Here is a 17,705-nt window from a genome sequence, read left to right on the forward strand (position 1 = left end):
AAAGTCAAATAACAATAAACTTATGGAGGTATGCTAAATATGCTTTGTCAAAAATGTCAAACACATGAAGCAAATGTACAATTGAGACTTAATGTAAATGGAAATGAACGCAATTTAAACCTTTGCCATAGCTGTTTCCAAAACGAAAAGCAAAAAAGCCTTACTTCCTTTGGGCCGGCTATAAATGGCTTTTCTGGTTTTGGCCAAATACCTTTAGAGGATTTCTTGCAAAAGATGGCTTCCTCTCAAGGAAATGAAAATTTCTCACACAGTCCTTTAAAAGAAGCGCCTAACAAATCTCGCGGAAACGGCGGGTTCATAGACCAATTTGGAAGAAATCTGACTCAGCTTGCCAAGGCAGGCTTACTTGATCCAGTTATAGGAAGAGATGAAGAAGTTAATCGTGTAATTGAAATATTAAATAGAAGAAGCAAGAACAATCCTGTATTAATTGGGGAGCCCGGTGTTGGTAAAACTGCTATCGCTGAAGGGCTTGCAACGAAAATTTCTGAAGGCAGCGTCCCAAAAAAGCTTCTAAATAAGGAAGTCTATTTGCTTGATGTTGCATCTCTTGTTGCGAACACAGGAATCCGGGGCCAATTTGAAGAACGCATGAAGCAATTGATCTCTGAACTGCAGGCACATAAGAACATCATTCTATTTATCGATGAAATCCATTTGCTTGTCGGAGCAGGCTCAGCGGAAGGTTCAATGGATGCAGGTAATATTTTAAAACCTGCACTTGCAAGAGGCGAGCTTCAAGTTGTCGGTGCCACTACTTTAAAAGAATACCGTCAAATTGAAAAGGATCCTGCACTAGAACGCAGATTCCAGCCGGTCCATGTACTGGAGCCAACTGCTAATGAAGCGATAGAAATCCTAATGGGACTTAAGAAAAAGTATGAAGATTACCATGAGGTTTCTTTTATGGATGAAGCGATTAAGGCTTGTGTGCACTTATCAAGCCGCTATATTCAGGATCGATTCCTTCCTGACAAAGCGATCGATTTAATGGACGAAGCAGGTTCAAAAAGAAACCTTGAATCAGGCTATACCGCAGGTGAAGACATTGAAAAGCGTCTTGAAGACATCAGCAAGCAGAAAGAACGTGTTTTGAAAGAAGAAAAATATGAAGAGGCGGCAAAACTTCGTGAAGAAGAATTAAAGCTTCAAAAGGCCTTAAACGGAGAAACGAAGACTGAACGGCCGGTTATTGAAGTTAGCCACATTCAGGAGATTATTGAAAAGAAAACCGGCATCCCTGTCGGCAAGCTGGTAGAAGATGAGCAGGAAAAAATGCAAAACCTTGAAGCAAACCTGGCAGAAAAGGTAATTGGACAGCAAGAGGCAGTGCAAAAGGTTTCAAAAGCCATTCGCCGAAGCCGTGCAGGACTAAAATCAAAGCATCGTCCAATTGGTTCATTCCTTTTCGTAGGGCCTACAGGTGTCGGTAAAACCGAATTAACCAAAACCCTTGCTGAGGAGCTATTCGGCTCCAAGGATAGCATGATCAGGTTGGATATGAGTGAATATATGGAAAAACACAGTGTTTCCAAAATTATTGGGTCACCTCCGGGATATGTAGGACATGAAGAAGCTGGGCAGCTAACAGAAAAGGTCCGCAGAAATCCATACAGCATTATCTTACTTGATGAGATTGAAAAAGCTCACCCTGATGTACAGCACATGTTTCTGCAAATCCTTGAAGATGGACGCCTGACAGATAGCCAGGGCCGCACTGTTAGTTTTAAGGATACAGTCATTATCATGACGAGCAACGCAGGAGTTGGGCACAAAGAAATCCACGTAGGCTTTGGGACTACTGATGCTGTAAAAGAATCAGGCATTCTCGACTCACTTGGAAGTTTCTTCAAACCTGAATTCCTGAATCGTTTTGATAGTATTATCGAATTCAAAGCATTAGAAAAAGAACATCTATTGAAAATTGTGGACTTAATGCTAAATGAGCTTCAGGAAACATTAAAAGAACAGAAAATTGAGCTGACAGTAACACCAGAAGCCAAGGAGAAATTAGCCGAAGCTGGATACCACCCTGCTTTTGGTGCACGCCCTTTAAGAAGGGTGATCCAAGATGAGCTTGAAGACAAAATTGCTGACTTCATTATTGACCATGGCGGAAACAGCAAGCTTCAAGCTGATATTGAAAACGAGAAAATTACGATTAAGACATCAGCTTATTAATCAATAAAAAAGAGGCGGGATTCAATTCCCGCCTCTTTTTTACATTTTATAGGCTTTTATCATCCACTGCATTCAGCCAGTTTTCTATTTCGCCAATAACGGACTCTACACAGCCCTCTTCAAATGGCGAAATCAGGTTAGCTTCTTTTACAAGCCCTGTGAATGGTTTGCTTCCGCCAAGCTGGCATAGTTTTAAATAATCCTCCCACGCCTCTTCCTGATTCTCTCTGGAACGCTTCCAGAATTGGAATGCACAAATTTGTGCAAGTGTATAATCAATATAATAAAACGGTGAATTATAGATATGGCCCTGACGCTGCCAGAAACCGCCATTTTCCAAGTATTCATTTCCGTCATAGTCTTTGTGCGGCAAATATTTCTTTTCGATCTCTCTCCATGCCTGCTTTCTTTCCTGTGGTGTTGCTTCCGGATTTTCATAAACCCAATGCTGGAATTCATCTACTGAAACTCCATATGGCAAGAATAATAGACCGCCGCTCAAATGTGAAAACTTATACTTCTCCGTATCTTCCTTAAAGAAACCTTCCATCCATGGCCAAGTGAAAAACTCCATGCTCATGGAATGGATCTCAGCAGCTTCATAAGTCGGCCAATTATATTCAGGTATCTCAAAATGACTGCTTGAATATACTTGGAAAGCATGTCCTGCTTCATGCGTAAGAACATCAATATCCCCCGAAGTCCCATTAAAGTTAGAGAATATGAATGGAGATTTATAGTTTTCAATATAAGTGCAATAGCCTCCCCCTGCCTTGCCTTTCTTGGCAACTAGATCCATAAGATTATTTTCTCTCATATATGAGAAAAATTCGCTTGTCTCTTTGGAGAGCTCATCATACATTTTTTGGCCATTTTCAATGATCCAGTCAGGATTTCCTTTCGGTACAGCATTGCCTGTTTTGAATTCAAACCCTTCATCATAATACTTCAGCTTTTCAACACCAATACGTTCTCTTTGGCGCTCTTTTAGACTAGTGGCAATCGGAACGATAAAATCTTCCACCTGTTTGCGGAATTTGGCAACCATCTCAGCATTATAATCTGTACGATACATACGGAAGTAAGCCAGCTCAACAAAATTCTTATACCCCAATATGCGGGCGATCTCTGTTCTAACTTTAACAAGCTCATCATAAATACGGTCAAGCTCACTCTCGTTTTCTGCTAAAAATCCAAATCGTGCCTCACTGGCTTTTTTTCGCATCTCCCGATCAGTTGATTCAGTAAAAGGCTCCAATTGGGCAAGTGTGCGTTCTTCACCCTCAAAATCAATTTTTGCTGAAGCAATTAATTTTGTATACTCGGATGAAAGCTTATTTTCCTTTTGCAATAGAGGTACGATTTCTGGAGAAAACACCTTCAGCTGTGCCTCAGCAAGCGCAAATAGCTGAATCCCCCATTTCTCTTCAAGCTCAGCCCGGAATTTGGAATTAATCAATGCCTGATAATATTTTGTAACAAACCCTTCCACTTCGGGCTGAATTTCATCCATATAATCCTGCTCAGCTTTATAAAACTCATCATTTGTATCAACAGAATGACGGATATAGCAAATATTAAACATCGTACCGATATCATTGCGGATATCATTAATTTCGTTCATTGCATTGTTTTGCTCTTCTGCAGTCACCGCACTCTCAAACTTTTCAAGCGCTGCTTCAAATTCTCCCTTTACTTTCTCTAAATCCGGCCGAACATATGTATATTCTTCGAACCTCATTTTTTTGCCCCCTTATATGTATGTAAAGACATTTAAAAACCTCTAAACTAATTCGACAATATTTGGTTAATTCCTTCTGAAATAAAATTTTCCGCAGATATTAAAATAAGGCTATATTAAACCTGCCTTTTGATTTCCACTCCAGACGGTCGAGAGGCTCCTCGAAAATGCCAATCAACATAGTGTTATTATCAACAATGATATTTAACATGCAAAATAAAAAACAGCCAAGTTTTTGGCTGTTTTCTTATTGGCCATCATCTGTTTTTTTCTCATTCGAAATCGATAACCCTAGTTTCTTTAATAATTCAATGGCAATGTCTTTTTCCTTTTCATTGAGCTCGGACATCAATGTATGAATATGTTTTTCATGATCAGGAAAAATGCCTTCAATAAATTTCTTTCCTTCGTCCGTTATTTGGGCAAAAGTCACCCTTCTGTCATTCGGACAGGCTACCCGTTTCAAATAACCCTTTTGTTCAAGCTTATCCACTACATAAGTGATGCTTCCGCTTGCCAAGAGGATTTTCCCCCCAATTTGCTGCAAGGGCTGGTCTCCTTTATGGTACAGAAGCTCTAAAACAGCAAATTCTGTCGGATTTAACCCATAGGTATGTATTAGTTTATTTACATTTTCATTTATTGCCCTGTAAGCTCTAGAGAGGACAATAAATAACTTCAACGATTGGTCAATCTGTTCAGAACCCATAATATCCAATCCCTTTACCATTTTATTAATAGCATCTTTATTATTATAGTTCTAAATAATTATAGGTAACAGGAAGAAAGCTGTCAATTTACTAAAGCTATGCCTACTCCCCCGCCAGCACTTTCCAGTTATGATTTAATGACGGTGTTATTTCTTTCTTTTCTAAAAAATAGTTGGCAAGCAGCTCTGCCATATCCGTTTGTATTTCTTTAACTACTGGTTTGTTCTTGAACATGGTATAGCCGCCTCCACCGGCAGCCCGGTAATTATTCATAACTACATCATACAGTGTATCTTCTTCAACAGGTCGGCCATTATACTGAAGTTCTCTGATCCGGTCACCTGCCGCACGCGAGACATCAATCACATATTGAATCCCTTCCCACATATCATAATTATAATGCTGTGGCTTAGGAAATGAAAAGTCGGGATTTACGATAATTTGCCCGTCTTCATCCAACTCAAAATAGGAAGCTGAACGCTCCAAAGCATCTTTAATGTCCTTACCAGAAACTCTGAGTACACTCAAAGAGTTAGGATAAATATAGTTTGTGACAATCTCCCTCATCGTTACTTGATGGCTAAGCCCTGGAGCGCCTTCATGGAACAAAGCAGTACAGGAAATATCTGCTCCTGCCGCTTCCATTTGTACCTTATTAATAAACTCTATAAGCGGATGCTCCTTTAATCGAGCCTGGAATATGTCATTAATAAGCATATCCCCATCAATTTTTCCGATTACTGTATCCAGCCATTTTTGCGTTTTGGATTCATAATAACCGGCTAGTTGAAGAATCTCCTCATCTGGCACAGCTTCATTTGCTGAAGTTAAAGTTGAGCGTTTCTCTTCAATAAGCCAGTCATTGTGTTTCTTTTTGAATTTAACAGTAACCTTCGCAAGCGCCTGGCCATTAAATCCAGGCTGGACAACTGCGACTCCGTTAATACTTTTCCCTTCAAGAAAACGGTGCTGATGCCCAGTGATCAGCACATCAATCGCCGGCACTTCTGTACAAATCCTGTAAGCTTCATTTTCTCCTGTTTGCTCTTCCGTTTTCTCGCCAGTGCTTAGATCCCTTTCAAACCCTCCATGATAAGATACGATAATCAGGTCCGGTTTTTCTTCTTCTTGAACATATGGGATCCATCTTTTCAAACTGGACACAGCTGATTCAAATGTTATATTTTCAATATGCTGCTTTTTCTCCCAATTTGGTATATATTGGGTGGTTACCCCAATAACAGCTGCTTTTAAGCCACTTTCAAAAGTTTTTATTTTATAAGGTAGGCCAAAATAGGTTTCCTTTGTGGAGCTATATAGAATATTGGCTGCCAGCCAGGGAAAATTGGATTCACTTACTGCTCTCGCGAGTATGCTCTTGCCATAATTAAATTCATGGTTGCCAATGACAGCTGCATCATATTCCAGCTTATTTAATATTTGAATCATAGGGTTTTTTTGGCTGCTTAAGTACCGGGAATAATAATAAGTTAATGGTGTGCCCTGAATTAAATCTCCATTATCTATAAGGATTGAAATCTCGGACTGTTCCCTTTCTTTCTTTATAAGTGCTGCAAGCTTGGCCAATCCATGCTCTGCATTCTCTCCCGTACCATACAAATAAGGGTAGATATGGCCATGTATATCACTTGTAGCTATAATGGACAGCATAATTTCAGCTTTCATCAAACCCCTCCTTACTTATTAAAATATCATTGCGGAGACAGAAATAAACCTCTATCGGCACAAAATGGTATAATATTGATATTGCAGGATAGATGCGCACAAATCAACCTTAAAACTTTGGAGTTAAAAAAATGAAGAGTCGATACGGAAATTTATTTTTATATGTAATTGTTGTTATTATCCCCACATTAATCGGCAGCTTTTTTTTCTTTATGGACGCTGTAAAGCAAAATGATGAAGATAGGCTTGAAGAAGCAAAATGGATTGGCTCCATTCACCAGAGGAGCTGGGACCAGTTTATTTCCGAGACAGTTACTACACTTGAGATGTTATCGCTGACTGCAGGCACAGTAAATACTGAACCTGAGAAACTAGAGCCTCTCCTGCAGCAGGCCCATCAAATGGATCCCCGATATGGTGGAATTTACCTTTTAAATACCAGCGGAAGAGTGTTAACAGGATCAAACCAATTTTTAACGGATTCTTATTTATCTGATAAAGAATATATTAAAGAGGTTTCCAGAACCAAAGACATTGTAATTTCAAATAACCAGGAAACTTTATTAAATGGACAAACAGTCATTGGCATCGGAAAGCCTGTAATAAATGAAGAAGGTGAGCTTTTATCTATTATTGTCGCAAATATGAGGGTAGACTACGTTCAAAATATCATGAGGCTGCTAACACCTGATGCAAAATTATCCGTACTGAATTCTGATGGGAAAACCATTATGGATATTAATATGGATGGAGAGTCCTCTTTTTCGGACCATAACAGCATTTCCATTCCGATAGATAGGCTTCCATGGAGTGTGAATGTTGAATTGCCAGCTAGAGATAGCTGGGAAATTATTAAGGGGGCAGCCCAATTTATACTGGTTATGTTAATAATCAGCCATATCCTGTTTCTCTTTATAAAATATTTAAAGCTGAAAAAGCAGGCTCAAAATGAAAAAAAAGAAAATGAGCTGCAAAAGCTTGAGCTGGTAGGCACATTGGCAGCCAGCACAGCTCATGAAATCAGAAATCCATTAACCGGGATAAAAGGGCTTATCCAGCTCTTAAGTGAGAAGTATACGAACACGCAGGACCAATATTATTTTTCAGTAATTAACGATGAAATCAGCAGAATCAATGAAATTGTCAGTGAGTTTTTAATCCTTGGCAAACCGACAGCCCAAAAAACGGAAACACTTGACCTTCGGAATATCATAAAAGATTTAGAACCATTGATCATTTCTGAAGCAAACTTACACAATGTGCATTTCCAAACGTCTTTGCCGGATGACCCTCTGATGGTAAACTGTACGAAAGATCAAATGAAACAGGTTATACTGAATATTACAAAAAATGCTTTTGAATCAATGGAAAACGGCGGAGAACTGACCATAAAACTGAACAGGCTTCCAGCCAAGTGCCAACTGAAGATTATCGACACTGGTTCCGGAATTCCGGAGGGTGAGATTGAAAAAATATTTAATCCGTTTTATACCTCGAAAGATACGGGAACCGGACTAGGGCTTGTTGTATGCAGGCGAATCCTCCAATCTTTCGGAGGGGATATTTATATAACAAGCAAGGAGAACAAGGGAACACATGTGGATATCTTCTTGCCCCTGAACTCAAATAATGGGTAATGTAAAATAGGCTTAGAAAAGGTGCCTTCACAATTGTGATTGGCACCTTCTTTATATCGGACTTAATAGATCGATACTTTTCTATCAATCCTATACTTTATTTCCTTAAGCATCAGCAAGAGGTTTTCGTCTCTGTCTTCTGGTGCTATTTTTTTATACAGAACTGAGTAAAGTGTCACATCCCTTAATCTCAAAAATAAAGGCAGCTCGATTTCCCAATTCTCCGGAAGGGGGTTTTTCTCCTGATAACCCTTTAAAAAAGAATCTAGAAACAACTTGCCAAAAGCTTTCCTTTCCTCCACATTTTCTTCTTTGAAGCGATATAAAAGGGTGTAATACAAAGGGATGGCAATATCAGAAGTGAACCAATGATAACAGCAGTCATCAAAATCAAAAATATGTATATCAGTTCCATCATAAAAAAAGTTCCCTGAATGGACATCTGTATGAATAAGGCCAAAGGTGTCATTGTTTTTGGGAAGTACCAGCAGCTGCTTAAGGAGCTCTTTAGTATTTTTTATAACCAATTTATCTGTTTCAGGGACATAATTTTCAACATCAAGAAGTTCCTCTTCATCCCATTGCATACGTCGGGCAGATCTATATGGCGGCTGATAGGTTTTTGTTGCTTTATGCATTTTTCCTATAGCCCTTCCCCAGGCTTCAAAAAGTTTCTCATTAAATTCAGGTGATGTGACTCTGATTGGCTTCCCTGGTGCCTTAGAAAAAACGCTGGCATAAAAAAAGGAACCATCCTCTGCAGATATCGACTCTACAATTTTTTCATTATCGGATGGAAAAATCTGCGGAGCATTTACGCCCTGCTGATTTAAGTAATTTATCCAGTCTGCTTCTGCTAAAAGTTCCTCATGCTTGCGATGAGAAGAGTGGGTAATCCTCAAAATATAAGGTTCTTCATTTCTATAAACCTCGTATACATAGTTTTCAAAATCACCAAGTTTTTTGTAATCCTTTTTATCTAATGAATAGGTAAGAAGAAACTTGCTAAGAATATCCCCAGTCATTAAATCCTCTACAGCTTTTTCCATCTAACCCCCTGCTTTCTTTTCCAACTATAAATATTCTAAATAATCCTAATTATATATTACTAAGGCTCTTTTCGTATAGATTGTTGTTTTTAGACTATGAAGCTTGCCCGTTGATTTCCGCTCCAGTCACTCAAGCTGCCGCGGGGAGGAACAGAGCTCCTCGGCGTTTCACGCCTGCGGGGTCTCCCGCCCCCTCTCTTCCCGCAGGACACTGAAACAGCTTCTTCGAGTAAACACTTCGTCGTAAGAAAATGCGAATGCATTTTCGAGGATCAAGTACCTTCCACTCCAATCAGCTCAGTAATTAAAACTAGTTTGTAAGCAACAAACTTTGCGAAAACAGCCATTACAAAAGATAAAATCAAAATAGCTATTTTTAAAGATTAAAGAATGAGGTACACTATATTTAGTTTCACGAAATTTTGTGCAATTATTTAAAAATAGGTTCTGTTAAACTTGCCTGTTGATTTCTGCTACAGTTGCTCAGCGAACATTGGGCGGAGCGGAAGCCCACCATCAGACTTTGAGTATGCCTCTTAGAATACACACCTGCACGCAGAAATGCGGATGCATTTTCGAGGATCGCGCCTTCCGCTCTAATCAGCAATGAGCTTTACTCAGCCTAAATATAAAGGAGTCCTGTCTTATGAGTACTTCCGCTGTTTCAGCACATCCCTCTGCTCAGCCGCAGCAGGAAACGGCATATCGAATTCTATTTATCATCGGGCTTTGCCACCTTTTAAATGACTCAATCCAATCCGTTATTCCAGCCATGTTTCCCATACTGGAAAAATCAATGGGACTAACATTTTCGCAACTTGGAATGATTGCCTTTTCTTTAAATATAGTATCCTCCATTATGCAGCCGGTTATAGGAATGGCTACAGATAAAAAACCTGTACCCTTCGCTTTGCCAATCGGATTAACCTTTACTTTGTTTGGAGTTTTAGGGTTGGCTTTTGCACCTAAGTATGAATGGGTTGTTATTTCTGTCTTGTTCATCGGGTTGGGGTCAGCAGTCTTTCATCCTGAAGGTTCAAGAGTAGCTTATATGGCAGCCGGTCCACGCAGAGGCCTTGCACAATCGATCTATCAGGTTGGCGGAAATACCGGACAGGCACTTGCACCTGTTATAACAGCGCTCATCCTTGTTCCTCTTGGCCAAATGGGAGCCGCCTGGTTTACCATCGTTGCAGCCATTGCGGTAGGATTATTAATTTATATTGCATTCTGGTATACAGGGCGCCTTCAGCTTGAACGATCAACATTGAGCAAGAAAAACCAATCAGCTGCCAATTCAAACAAGAAGATCTCTAAAGCCGTATGGGGAGCATTAGTACTTATTCTCTTTCTGATATTTGCCCGCTCCTGGTATATTTCCGGGATGACAAATTTCTATGCCTTTTATGCGATTGAAAAATATTCGTTTTCCATTGGGCAATCGCAGCTCTTTTTATTCGCATTTTTAGTTTCAGGAGCGCTGGGAACCTTTTTCGGAGGTCCGCTTGCAGATCGATTCGGCAAGAAGACAGTCATCTTTTTATCCATGATTCTCACTGTACCGCTCTCAATCCTGATTCCTTTTGTTCCCTCTGCAGCTGCATTTATTTTACTGGTACTCGGCGGATTCGTTTTAATGTCCAGCTTTTCAGTCACCGTAGTCTATGCACAGGAATTGATCCCCGGCAAAATTGGCACCATGGCAGGCCTGACAGTTGGCCTGGCATTTGGAATGGGTGCAATCGGCTCCATTGTTCTAGGATATATTGCAGACACTTTTGGGCTCACAAGTATGATCATATTCACCGGTTTTCTGCCTGTTCTGGGGATATTGACTTTACTGCTACCTTCAGACAAAACCGTTTCTGGTTGGAACTCATAAAATAGTAAAGGAGGGAACATGTCCCTCCTTTTTATATTTCATTTATTCTTTTGTATAACTCTTCTTTTTCCTCTTCTGATAGAAGATTTTCGGCCATAGGGAACAGGACACTTTCTTCCTTGGCAAAGTGCTGTGTCAGGGTATAGTATGCATTTTTAATCATTCCTGCATTATAGGCCATTTCTTGTTCAGTCAGGTTTTCACATTTTTCTGCAGCTTCCATGTAAGCTTTTATATAACCTTTAGCCTGGTCATGCTCATACTCCATAACAGCTATAGGGCCAGTTCCTTTCCCGAGGTACTGCTCCATCATACGAAAGAGCACTCCTTCTTCCCTGGCTGAATGAGGGTCAAGTTCTTGTGTAAAAGTTTGTACCTTTACAATCAACTCTTTAAAAAGACCCTTGTCAGGAACTTCTTCAATTTTTAAGGAAAGCTGAAGCAATTCCTCAAGCATATTTAGCAGTGGAGGATGCTCCTCTTTTAACTGTTTTAAACCTTTACTAAGAATAACAGGACCGTTTCCCATCATTGCGCTCATACAGCCTTCCATTCTAATAACCCCTCTCAAGTTTGATACATACAGTATAAAAGGCAATGAAAATTTATGTTGTGATAGCCATCACAGGGAGCAAAACATTCGTTTGTAAGTTTTCGAAAAATTTTAACAATTTAGGTGCAATATTTTACTTGGAGGCCATATAATAAAAATAAGATATTAATTGTAACAGGTCTCATACTTAGCTATATACTTTCGTTAATTAAACGGAAGCTAAACACCCCTAAACAATTGATAAAAAAATCGTTAGGAGGGATTTTATATGTATCAGCCAAACTATATCGATTTTTACCAAAAGTCGCTTATTCCAGCCGAATCATCTGACCCACCCCATTCAGATGGCCATACCCATTGGCTTATCGCGCTTGAAGGTCAGCTGAAGGAAGAAGAAAAAGAATTCTACTGCTGGAAGGTTTCAGTCTATCCATCAAATTCAGAAGGCAGTTTTTCCTGGAACCAGGAACTATATGCTTCACCGCTGTACGAATGCATCCATCAAGCATTCGATCATGCCAAAGAACTCGAGAACAATATTAAGGACGCACAGCTAGGTTTTTTAAAAAGAAAAGAGAAAATTAGCTAACCTCTAAATTAATTCCCCATCATGCTTTATCTTTTTTTATCTCCAAATGTGAAATAACATACATATAGGTAATAACTACCCCTTCTAATGAAAATTTTCCGACTGACAATTAATGTTATATTAACGAAAGATTGATACAAATATGGGGAGATGTATCAATACGTTTGCCTTCAAAAAGCAACAAATTTTCGAAAACAGCCTTAACACAGCAAAAAAAGAGCCTAGATTTTCTCTAAGCTCTCAAGATTATAGGGGGTCAACTGTAAAAGTTCGACCATCTTTAGTCTAACAGTTTCTAATATAAAAATTAAGATACTAAAGCACTATTACTTAAAAGCTTTAACGCGGTAATATGAATTATGCTTTTGCGAAAATATAAATATTACCACTTTCATACAATAGGTAGCAGTACTCCCCAACCGCTTAGCTTTATTAGTTGATCAGGCGTACAAGTGTTGGCCCCCATGCTAAAAGACATTTCTTCCTTGCTTTCACTAGCTTTAATAACGTTATATAGTGCATTTTAAAGCTTTAATAGTTTGGATATAGCTTGTTAACATTTTGTTAATAAATTTTGGCTACAATAATCATGTACCGAAGAAAGATCCCTTTTCATTTACCCCCCTTTAAAACCGGCCTTTATGAATGGGTCGGTTTTTTATATTCTTTTTAATAGACTGTTTTCGCAAACTTTGTTGCTTTTTAAACAAGTATTGTAGAGAGGTTGATTTCCGCTCCAGGCTGCTCGCTTTCCGCGGGGTGGGCGGTAAGCCTCCTCGGCGCGCTGCGCCTGTGGGGTCTCACCTGTCCCACTCCTCCCGCAGGACTTTGAATAAGCGCCACTGTATAATCACCGCACGAAGGAAATGCGGATGCATTTTCGAGGATCGCACCTTACGCTCCAATCAACCTAATTTATTGTTCTATTCATAAATCTATTCAAAAACAACAATCTTTTAGAAAACAGCCTTTTAATAACACCTTTCCATACAGAAAGAAAAAGAAAGATGATGCTTTTAGAGCATCATCTTTCTTTTGATTTTAATGGGGTACACTTTGTTAAAGACTGAACCACAATTTACGCAAGCCTAAATACAATTCCATGTCCGCCTTTTGGATATTCCCATTTGATATTCTGGTAAGGGCAGCCGATACGGCAGCTGCCGCATTCGTGGCAGCCTTCGTAGCCAACCTGCATTCTTAAGCCTTCCCATTTATATACCTCAGCAGGGCAGAAAATGGTGCAAATCTTATCAGGACATTTTGTCATGCAGATATCATGGTCCAATACAGTAAGATGTGATTTTGTATCTGCCTTAAAACGGATCAAGTACTGTTTTTCTTCGATCGTTTTTGTTGACATTACTTCACCGCCTTCCATGCTCTGTACATGTCTTGCAGCACGCGAATGGTACCGCGTTCGCTTGTAAAGCTCTTCATGATTTCTTTCTGCTTATCTCTCTTAGGTGTGCCATCTACTGTAAAAAACTTGCTGGCTGCCTTGTTCATCATTGGAACGTATTCTTTGAAGTATTGCGGATAATGTTCAAAGGTGTGGGCAGCATCTTTGTATTTTTCCAGGTCTTTTATAATGAAACTTTGATACAGCCTTTCCCTATATTGATTTAAGCTTGCTTGACTAAAGTCATTTCGCTCTTTTGCTTCAATGATTGTTTCTGCTGCCATTTTTCCAGAGGCCATCGCCATATTGGATCCTTCACGGTGAATTGCATTAACGAGCTGTGCAGCATCTCCAACCAGGAGAACACCATCACCTGCTACCTTTGGAACAGAGTGATATCCGCCTTCAGGAATCAAGTGTGCCAGATATTCAGCTGATTCTCCTCCTTCAATTAATGGCCTCACCATTGGGTGGGTCTTTAAGTAATCAAGGAGATCATAAGGCTTCAGCTTTGCCTTTATCATGCTTGAAAGTGTTGTTCCAACTCCAATATTGACACTTTCCTTATTGGTATAGATAAAAGCTGTACCGAGGTTCCCTTTGGTAGAGTCACCGAAAATCTCTATCGTGCAGCCCTGGTTATCTTCAAGGTTAAAGCGATCATTAATTTTATCTTTTGAGAGGTTGATTACTTCCATAACCGTCAATGCCACTTCATCGGGACGGAATTCTTTATGGTATCCCAACTGTTTGGCAAGCAGGGAATTTACGCCGTCCGCAAGCACAACGACATCCGCATAGACATCTCCATCAGGCCGGTCCGTTCTGACACCAACCACTTTTCCATTTTCTGTCAGACACTCCAATACTACTGTTTCGTTTATTAACAGGACGCCTTGTTCGACACCTTTTTTAGCAAACCATTGGTCAAACGGTGCTCGGAGCACAGTGAAATTATTGTATGGCTCTTTCCCCCATTCAAGTCCCTTATATCCGAAGCTTACAGATGACTCTTTATCCATCATCCAGAAGCGCTGCTCAATGACAGGACGTTCTAACGGAGCCTCTTTCCAGAACTCAGGAATGATTTCTTCCATTTGCTTACGATATAAAACACCGCCCATTACATTTTTGCTGCCTGGATATTCTCCTCTTTCAATCTGCAAGACTTTTAAACCATTTTTGGCACAAGTATATGCACACGAGGTTCCTGCAGGCCCTGCTCCAACTACAATTACATCAAATTTCTCAGACATAGCTTATTTCACCTCCTCTTTCGCGCGCTTCTTTAAATTGCTTTATTAATTTAGGCACGATTTCCATCGCATCACCAACGATGCCATATGTGGCAACATCGAAAATAGGAGCTTCCGGATCTTCGTTAATTGCTATAATAAACTCGGAATTTTTCATGCCGACAATATGCTGAATGGCTCCGGATATTCCGATCGCAAAATAAATCTTTGGTGTAATGGTTTCGCCTGTCTGCCCAATTTGCTGTTCATGCGGAAGCCACCCTGCCTCAACTACGTCCCTTGTTCCCCCGACTGTCGCTCCTATGGTGTCGGCAAGCTCGTGGATCAGCTGAAATCCCTGCAAATCACCCATGCCTTTTCCGCCTGCAACAACTACATGCGCGTCTGCTAAATTCACCTTTTTTGTGACATCTTTCACAATTTTAAGTACTTTTGTGCGCATATCTTCTTCTTTTAACGTGATGGGCTCTTCTATTACTTTGCCTTGTCTGCGTGAATCTGGCTCAAGGGCTTTCATTACTTTTGGCCGCACAGTGGCCATCTGCGGCCGATGCTTCTTACAAAGAATGGTTGCCATTATATTTCCGCCGAAAGCAGGCCGGCTTGCTTCCAGCAACCTCTTCTCCAATTCGACATCCAGCATAGTAGTATCGGCAGTCAATCCAGTGCTTAAATCTGTTGCAACTGCACTCGCAAGATCTTTTCCATTAGCTGTAGCGCCATAAAGGAAAATTTCAGGTTTGTATTTTTCGGCAAGATTAATGACTGCCTGCATATAAGATTCTGTCCTGTAATCTTTCATAACTTCATGGTCCACGACATACACTTGGTCTGCTCCATAAGAAATGACCTCCTCGCATAAAGGCTTTACTTTATAGCCTAAAAGAACGCCAGAAAGAGGCACCTCCAGTTTATCTGCCAGCTTTCTGCCGGCACCGAGCAATTCCAGGGAAACACCTTCTATTTTCCCTTCATTTTGTTCTATGAATACCCATACTCCCCGGTATTCCTCCATCATGAGGATCCCCCTATGTTTTCTATTACTTTGCAGCAAATAATTCTTTTTTGTCGCTTAATAGCTCCATGAGCTGCTTAACCTGCTCATCCGCATTCCCCTCCAGCCTTTTTCCTCCTTCAGGCTTGGGCGGCGTAAACATCTTGCCGACAATTGTAGGAGAACCCTTAAGTCCAAGCTGTGTACGGTCTACATCTTCCAAATCATTTACAGACCAAATGACCGGTTCATATCTGGCAGCCTTAATCATATTTGGCATTGGGGAATATTCAATGCTATTAATCTCTTTTTCAACTGTCATCAGGCACGGCACTTGGGCTTGTATTATTTCATATCCGCTGGTAATTTTTCTTTTTAGAAGGACTGTACTTTCATTTTCATTCAGCTCTGAGACTTCTATAACATTTGTTACTGGGGGAATATCCAGCCTGCGTGCAATCCCAGGTCCTACCTGCCCGGTATCCCCATCAATTGCATGTTTTCCACAAATAATCAGATCTACAGGATTTTCCTTCGAAATGCGCTCTAATGCTTTAGAAAGTGCATAGCTCGTTGCCAGTGTATCTGCACCGGCAAATGCGCGGTCCGAAATTAAAAATCCTCGGTCGGCGCCAATTTCAATGCTTTTTTTAATAACAGCAGTTGCCTGGGGAGGTCCCATGGATAATACAGAGATAATCCCTCTTCCCAGCATCTTTTTAATTTTCACAGCTTCCTGGACCGCATGGGCATCATAAGGGTTTAAAATGGCAGGAGCGCTTCGACGGTCAAGAGTGTTGGTTTTTGGGTTAATTTTAATGATCTTTGTATCAGGCACTTGCTTGACACAGACGACAATGTGCATTTTCAACTTTCCCTCCTCATAACTTAACGCTTTATAGAAAGCGCTTGCTCTAAGTTTTATATAAAAATTGCTATGTATTACGATATATGATTCGCAATACAGGCATAGTACTAACAATAAAAAGAATTCATGGGAATTGTGCCTCTTGGTGCGGAAAATTTTGGCCGGCCTTCGCTTTAGCCTCACAGGAATTTGAATATGTTTGCAGAAAACAAGGAAGTGGAAGTATGGAAGAATATATGAACTCTTGTATTTATAGAATTCATTAATTTATACTATAAGGAATATTCAGATTTGCACAATGACATAAATCACAGTTTCACGTACAAAAGGATTTACTGTTAATTTTTTAAATGGGACTTTCTTTTAAGAGATAAGTGAGGGAATTAATTATGACAGAGGTATTTATCGGCAGTATACTGTCTGCCTTATCAACGGGATTGGGTGCACTACTTATTCTATTTATGAAAGGTTCTGTAACTCATCGATGGCGTGATACATTACTAGCTTTTACAGCGGGGATTATGATGGCTGCATCGACTATGGGGCTTATACCCGAGGCGCTTAGTATAGGGGGCTTTAATCCGCTTGCTGCGGGAATTTTTTTAGGTGTTTTGGCTCTCACCATTTTGGAAAAAAACATCCCCCATCTTGATCTGCAGCATTCCAGTAAAGGAATTGAGTTTGATGAAAAGGCCATGCTAATCATCGCTGCAATTACCCTCCATAATATTCCCGAAGGGCTCTCAGTTGGTGTCAGTTATGCTTCCAGTTCACAGGATACAGGGAATTTAATTGCATTTGCAATCGGGCTTCAAAATGCGCCGGAAGGTCTTCTAGTAGCATTATTTTTAATTAACCAGAAAATCAGCAAGCTAAAGGCATTTATAATTGCCACATTAACCGGAGCAATTGAAATTGTTATGTCTCTCCTCGGCTTCTATTTGACCTCTTATATTGAGTTTCTTGTTCCCTACGGTTTGGCCTTCGCTGCAGGGGCGATGCTGTTTATTATTTATAAGGAGTTAATTCCGGAAAGCCATGGAGATGGGAATGAACGCACATCCACCTACTCGTTTATAATCGGACTTTTATTTATGATTTTCCTTATCGAGATTTTCTAATTTTAAAAGGATCCT

14 protein-coding genes are annotated in these 17,705 nt (G+C 40.1%); 5 read left to right on the top strand and 9 right to left on the bottom strand.

What is annotated here, in order from left to right; translation table 11 throughout:
- The first annotated feature begins 39 nt into the window (after positions 1-39).
- Entirely contained in the window at positions 40-2,202 is a 2,163-nt protein-coding gene (locus tag AC3ZVC_RS22290; RefSeq protein WP_490065278.1) for an ATP-dependent Clp protease ATP-binding subunit, read from the top strand.
- Between the two features lie 46 nt (positions 2,203-2,248).
- Here AC3ZVC_RS22290 and AC3ZVC_RS22295 read toward each other — a convergent pair whose 3' ends face one another.
- From AC3ZVC_RS22295 to AC3ZVC_RS22305, 3 genes are all read right to left on the bottom strand, one after another.
- Positions 2,249-3,943: a M3 family oligoendopeptidase gene (locus tag AC3ZVC_RS22295; protein WP_490065279.1), complete on the bottom strand. Its 1,695-nt coding sequence runs from the start codon at positions 3,941-3,943 to the stop codon at positions 2,249-2,251.
- Between the two features lie 247 nt (positions 3,944-4,190).
- Positions 4,191-4,652, bottom strand: a complete 462-nt coding sequence (locus AC3ZVC_RS22300) for a MarR family winged helix-turn-helix transcriptional regulator (protein WP_490065280.1) — start codon at positions 4,650-4,652, stop codon at positions 4,191-4,193.
- A gap of 103 nt (positions 4,653-4,755) precedes the next feature.
- Positions 4,756-6,339, bottom strand: a complete 1,584-nt coding sequence (locus AC3ZVC_RS22305) for a bifunctional metallophosphatase/5'-nucleotidase (RefSeq protein ID WP_490065281.1) — start codon at positions 6,337-6,339, stop codon at positions 4,756-4,758.
- Between the two features lie 131 nt (positions 6,340-6,470).
- Between AC3ZVC_RS22305 and AC3ZVC_RS22310 the strand changes: the two genes are divergently transcribed.
- Complete coding sequence (locus AC3ZVC_RS22310) at positions 6,471-7,976, top strand: ATP-binding protein (RefSeq protein WP_490065282.1); 1,506 nt, start codon at positions 6,471-6,473, stop codon at positions 7,974-7,976.
- Positions 7,977-8,038: 62 nt separating this feature from the next.
- Here AC3ZVC_RS22310 and AC3ZVC_RS22315 read toward each other — a convergent pair whose 3' ends face one another.
- A complete protein-coding gene (locus AC3ZVC_RS22315) occupies positions 8,039-9,025 on the bottom strand; it encodes a phosphotransferase enzyme family protein (protein ID WP_490065283.1) in 987 nt (328 codons plus the stop codon).
- A 646-nt stretch (positions 9,026-9,671) separates the two neighbouring features.
- On the opposite strand from AC3ZVC_RS22315, the gene AC3ZVC_RS22320 reads away from it, so the two are divergent.
- Positions 9,672-10,907, top strand: coding sequence for an MFS transporter (locus tag AC3ZVC_RS22320; RefSeq protein WP_490065284.1), 1,236 nt, complete (start codon positions 9,672-9,674; stop codon positions 10,905-10,907).
- A 31-nt stretch (positions 10,908-10,938) separates the two neighbouring features.
- Here the strand turns inward: AC3ZVC_RS22320 and AC3ZVC_RS22325 are convergent, their stop codons facing one another.
- On the bottom strand, positions 10,939-11,460 hold the full coding sequence (locus tag AC3ZVC_RS22325; RefSeq protein ID WP_490065285.1) for a hemerythrin domain-containing protein: 522 nt from the start codon (positions 11,458-11,460) through the stop codon (positions 10,939-10,941).
- Positions 11,461-11,728: 268 nt separating this feature from the next.
- Here AC3ZVC_RS22325 and AC3ZVC_RS22330 point away from each other — a divergent pair, with 268 nt between their 5' ends.
- Entirely contained in the window at positions 11,729-12,049 is a 321-nt protein-coding gene (locus tag AC3ZVC_RS22330) for a hypothetical protein (RefSeq protein ID WP_490065286.1), read from the top strand.
- Between the two features lie 1,078 nt (positions 12,050-13,127).
- On the opposite strand, the gene AC3ZVC_RS22335 is transcribed toward AC3ZVC_RS22330, so the two are convergent.
- The 4 genes from AC3ZVC_RS22335 to AC3ZVC_RS22350 are packed head-to-tail and all read right to left on the bottom strand — an operon-like array spanning position 13,128 to position 16,566.
- Positions 13,128-13,412 (bottom strand): ferredoxin family protein, encoded by a 285-nt coding sequence (locus AC3ZVC_RS22335; RefSeq protein ID WP_110067514.1) that lies wholly within the window; start codon positions 13,410-13,412, stop codon positions 13,128-13,130.
- On the bottom strand, positions 13,412-14,707 hold the full coding sequence (locus AC3ZVC_RS22340) for an FAD-dependent oxidoreductase (RefSeq protein ID WP_490065287.1): 1,296 nt from the start codon (positions 14,705-14,707) through the stop codon (positions 13,412-13,414). The genes AC3ZVC_RS22335 and AC3ZVC_RS22340 overlap by 1 nt, the downstream gene beginning before the upstream one ends.
- The gene (locus tag AC3ZVC_RS22345) at positions 14,700-15,725 is read right to left on the bottom strand and encodes an electron transfer flavoprotein subunit alpha/FixB family protein (protein ID WP_490065288.1); all 1,026 of its coding nucleotides are present in this window, start codon (positions 15,723-15,725) and stop codon (positions 14,700-14,702) included. The genes AC3ZVC_RS22340 and AC3ZVC_RS22345 overlap by 8 nt, the downstream gene beginning before the upstream one ends.
- Positions 15,726-15,747: 22 nt before the next feature.
- A complete protein-coding gene (locus AC3ZVC_RS22350; RefSeq protein ID WP_490068987.1) occupies positions 15,748-16,566 on the bottom strand; it encodes an electron transfer flavoprotein subunit beta/FixA family protein in 819 nt (272 codons plus the stop codon).
- 392 nt (positions 16,567-16,958) lie between these two features.
- Between AC3ZVC_RS22350 and AC3ZVC_RS22355 the strand changes: the two genes are divergently transcribed.
- Positions 16,959-17,690, top strand: coding sequence for a ZIP family metal transporter (locus tag AC3ZVC_RS22355; RefSeq protein WP_490065289.1), 732 nt, complete (start codon positions 16,959-16,961; stop codon positions 17,688-17,690).
- The last annotated feature ends 15 nt before the right edge of the window (positions 17,691-17,705 follow it).

The organism is Cytobacillus sp. C11.1 (assembly GCF_058145115.1).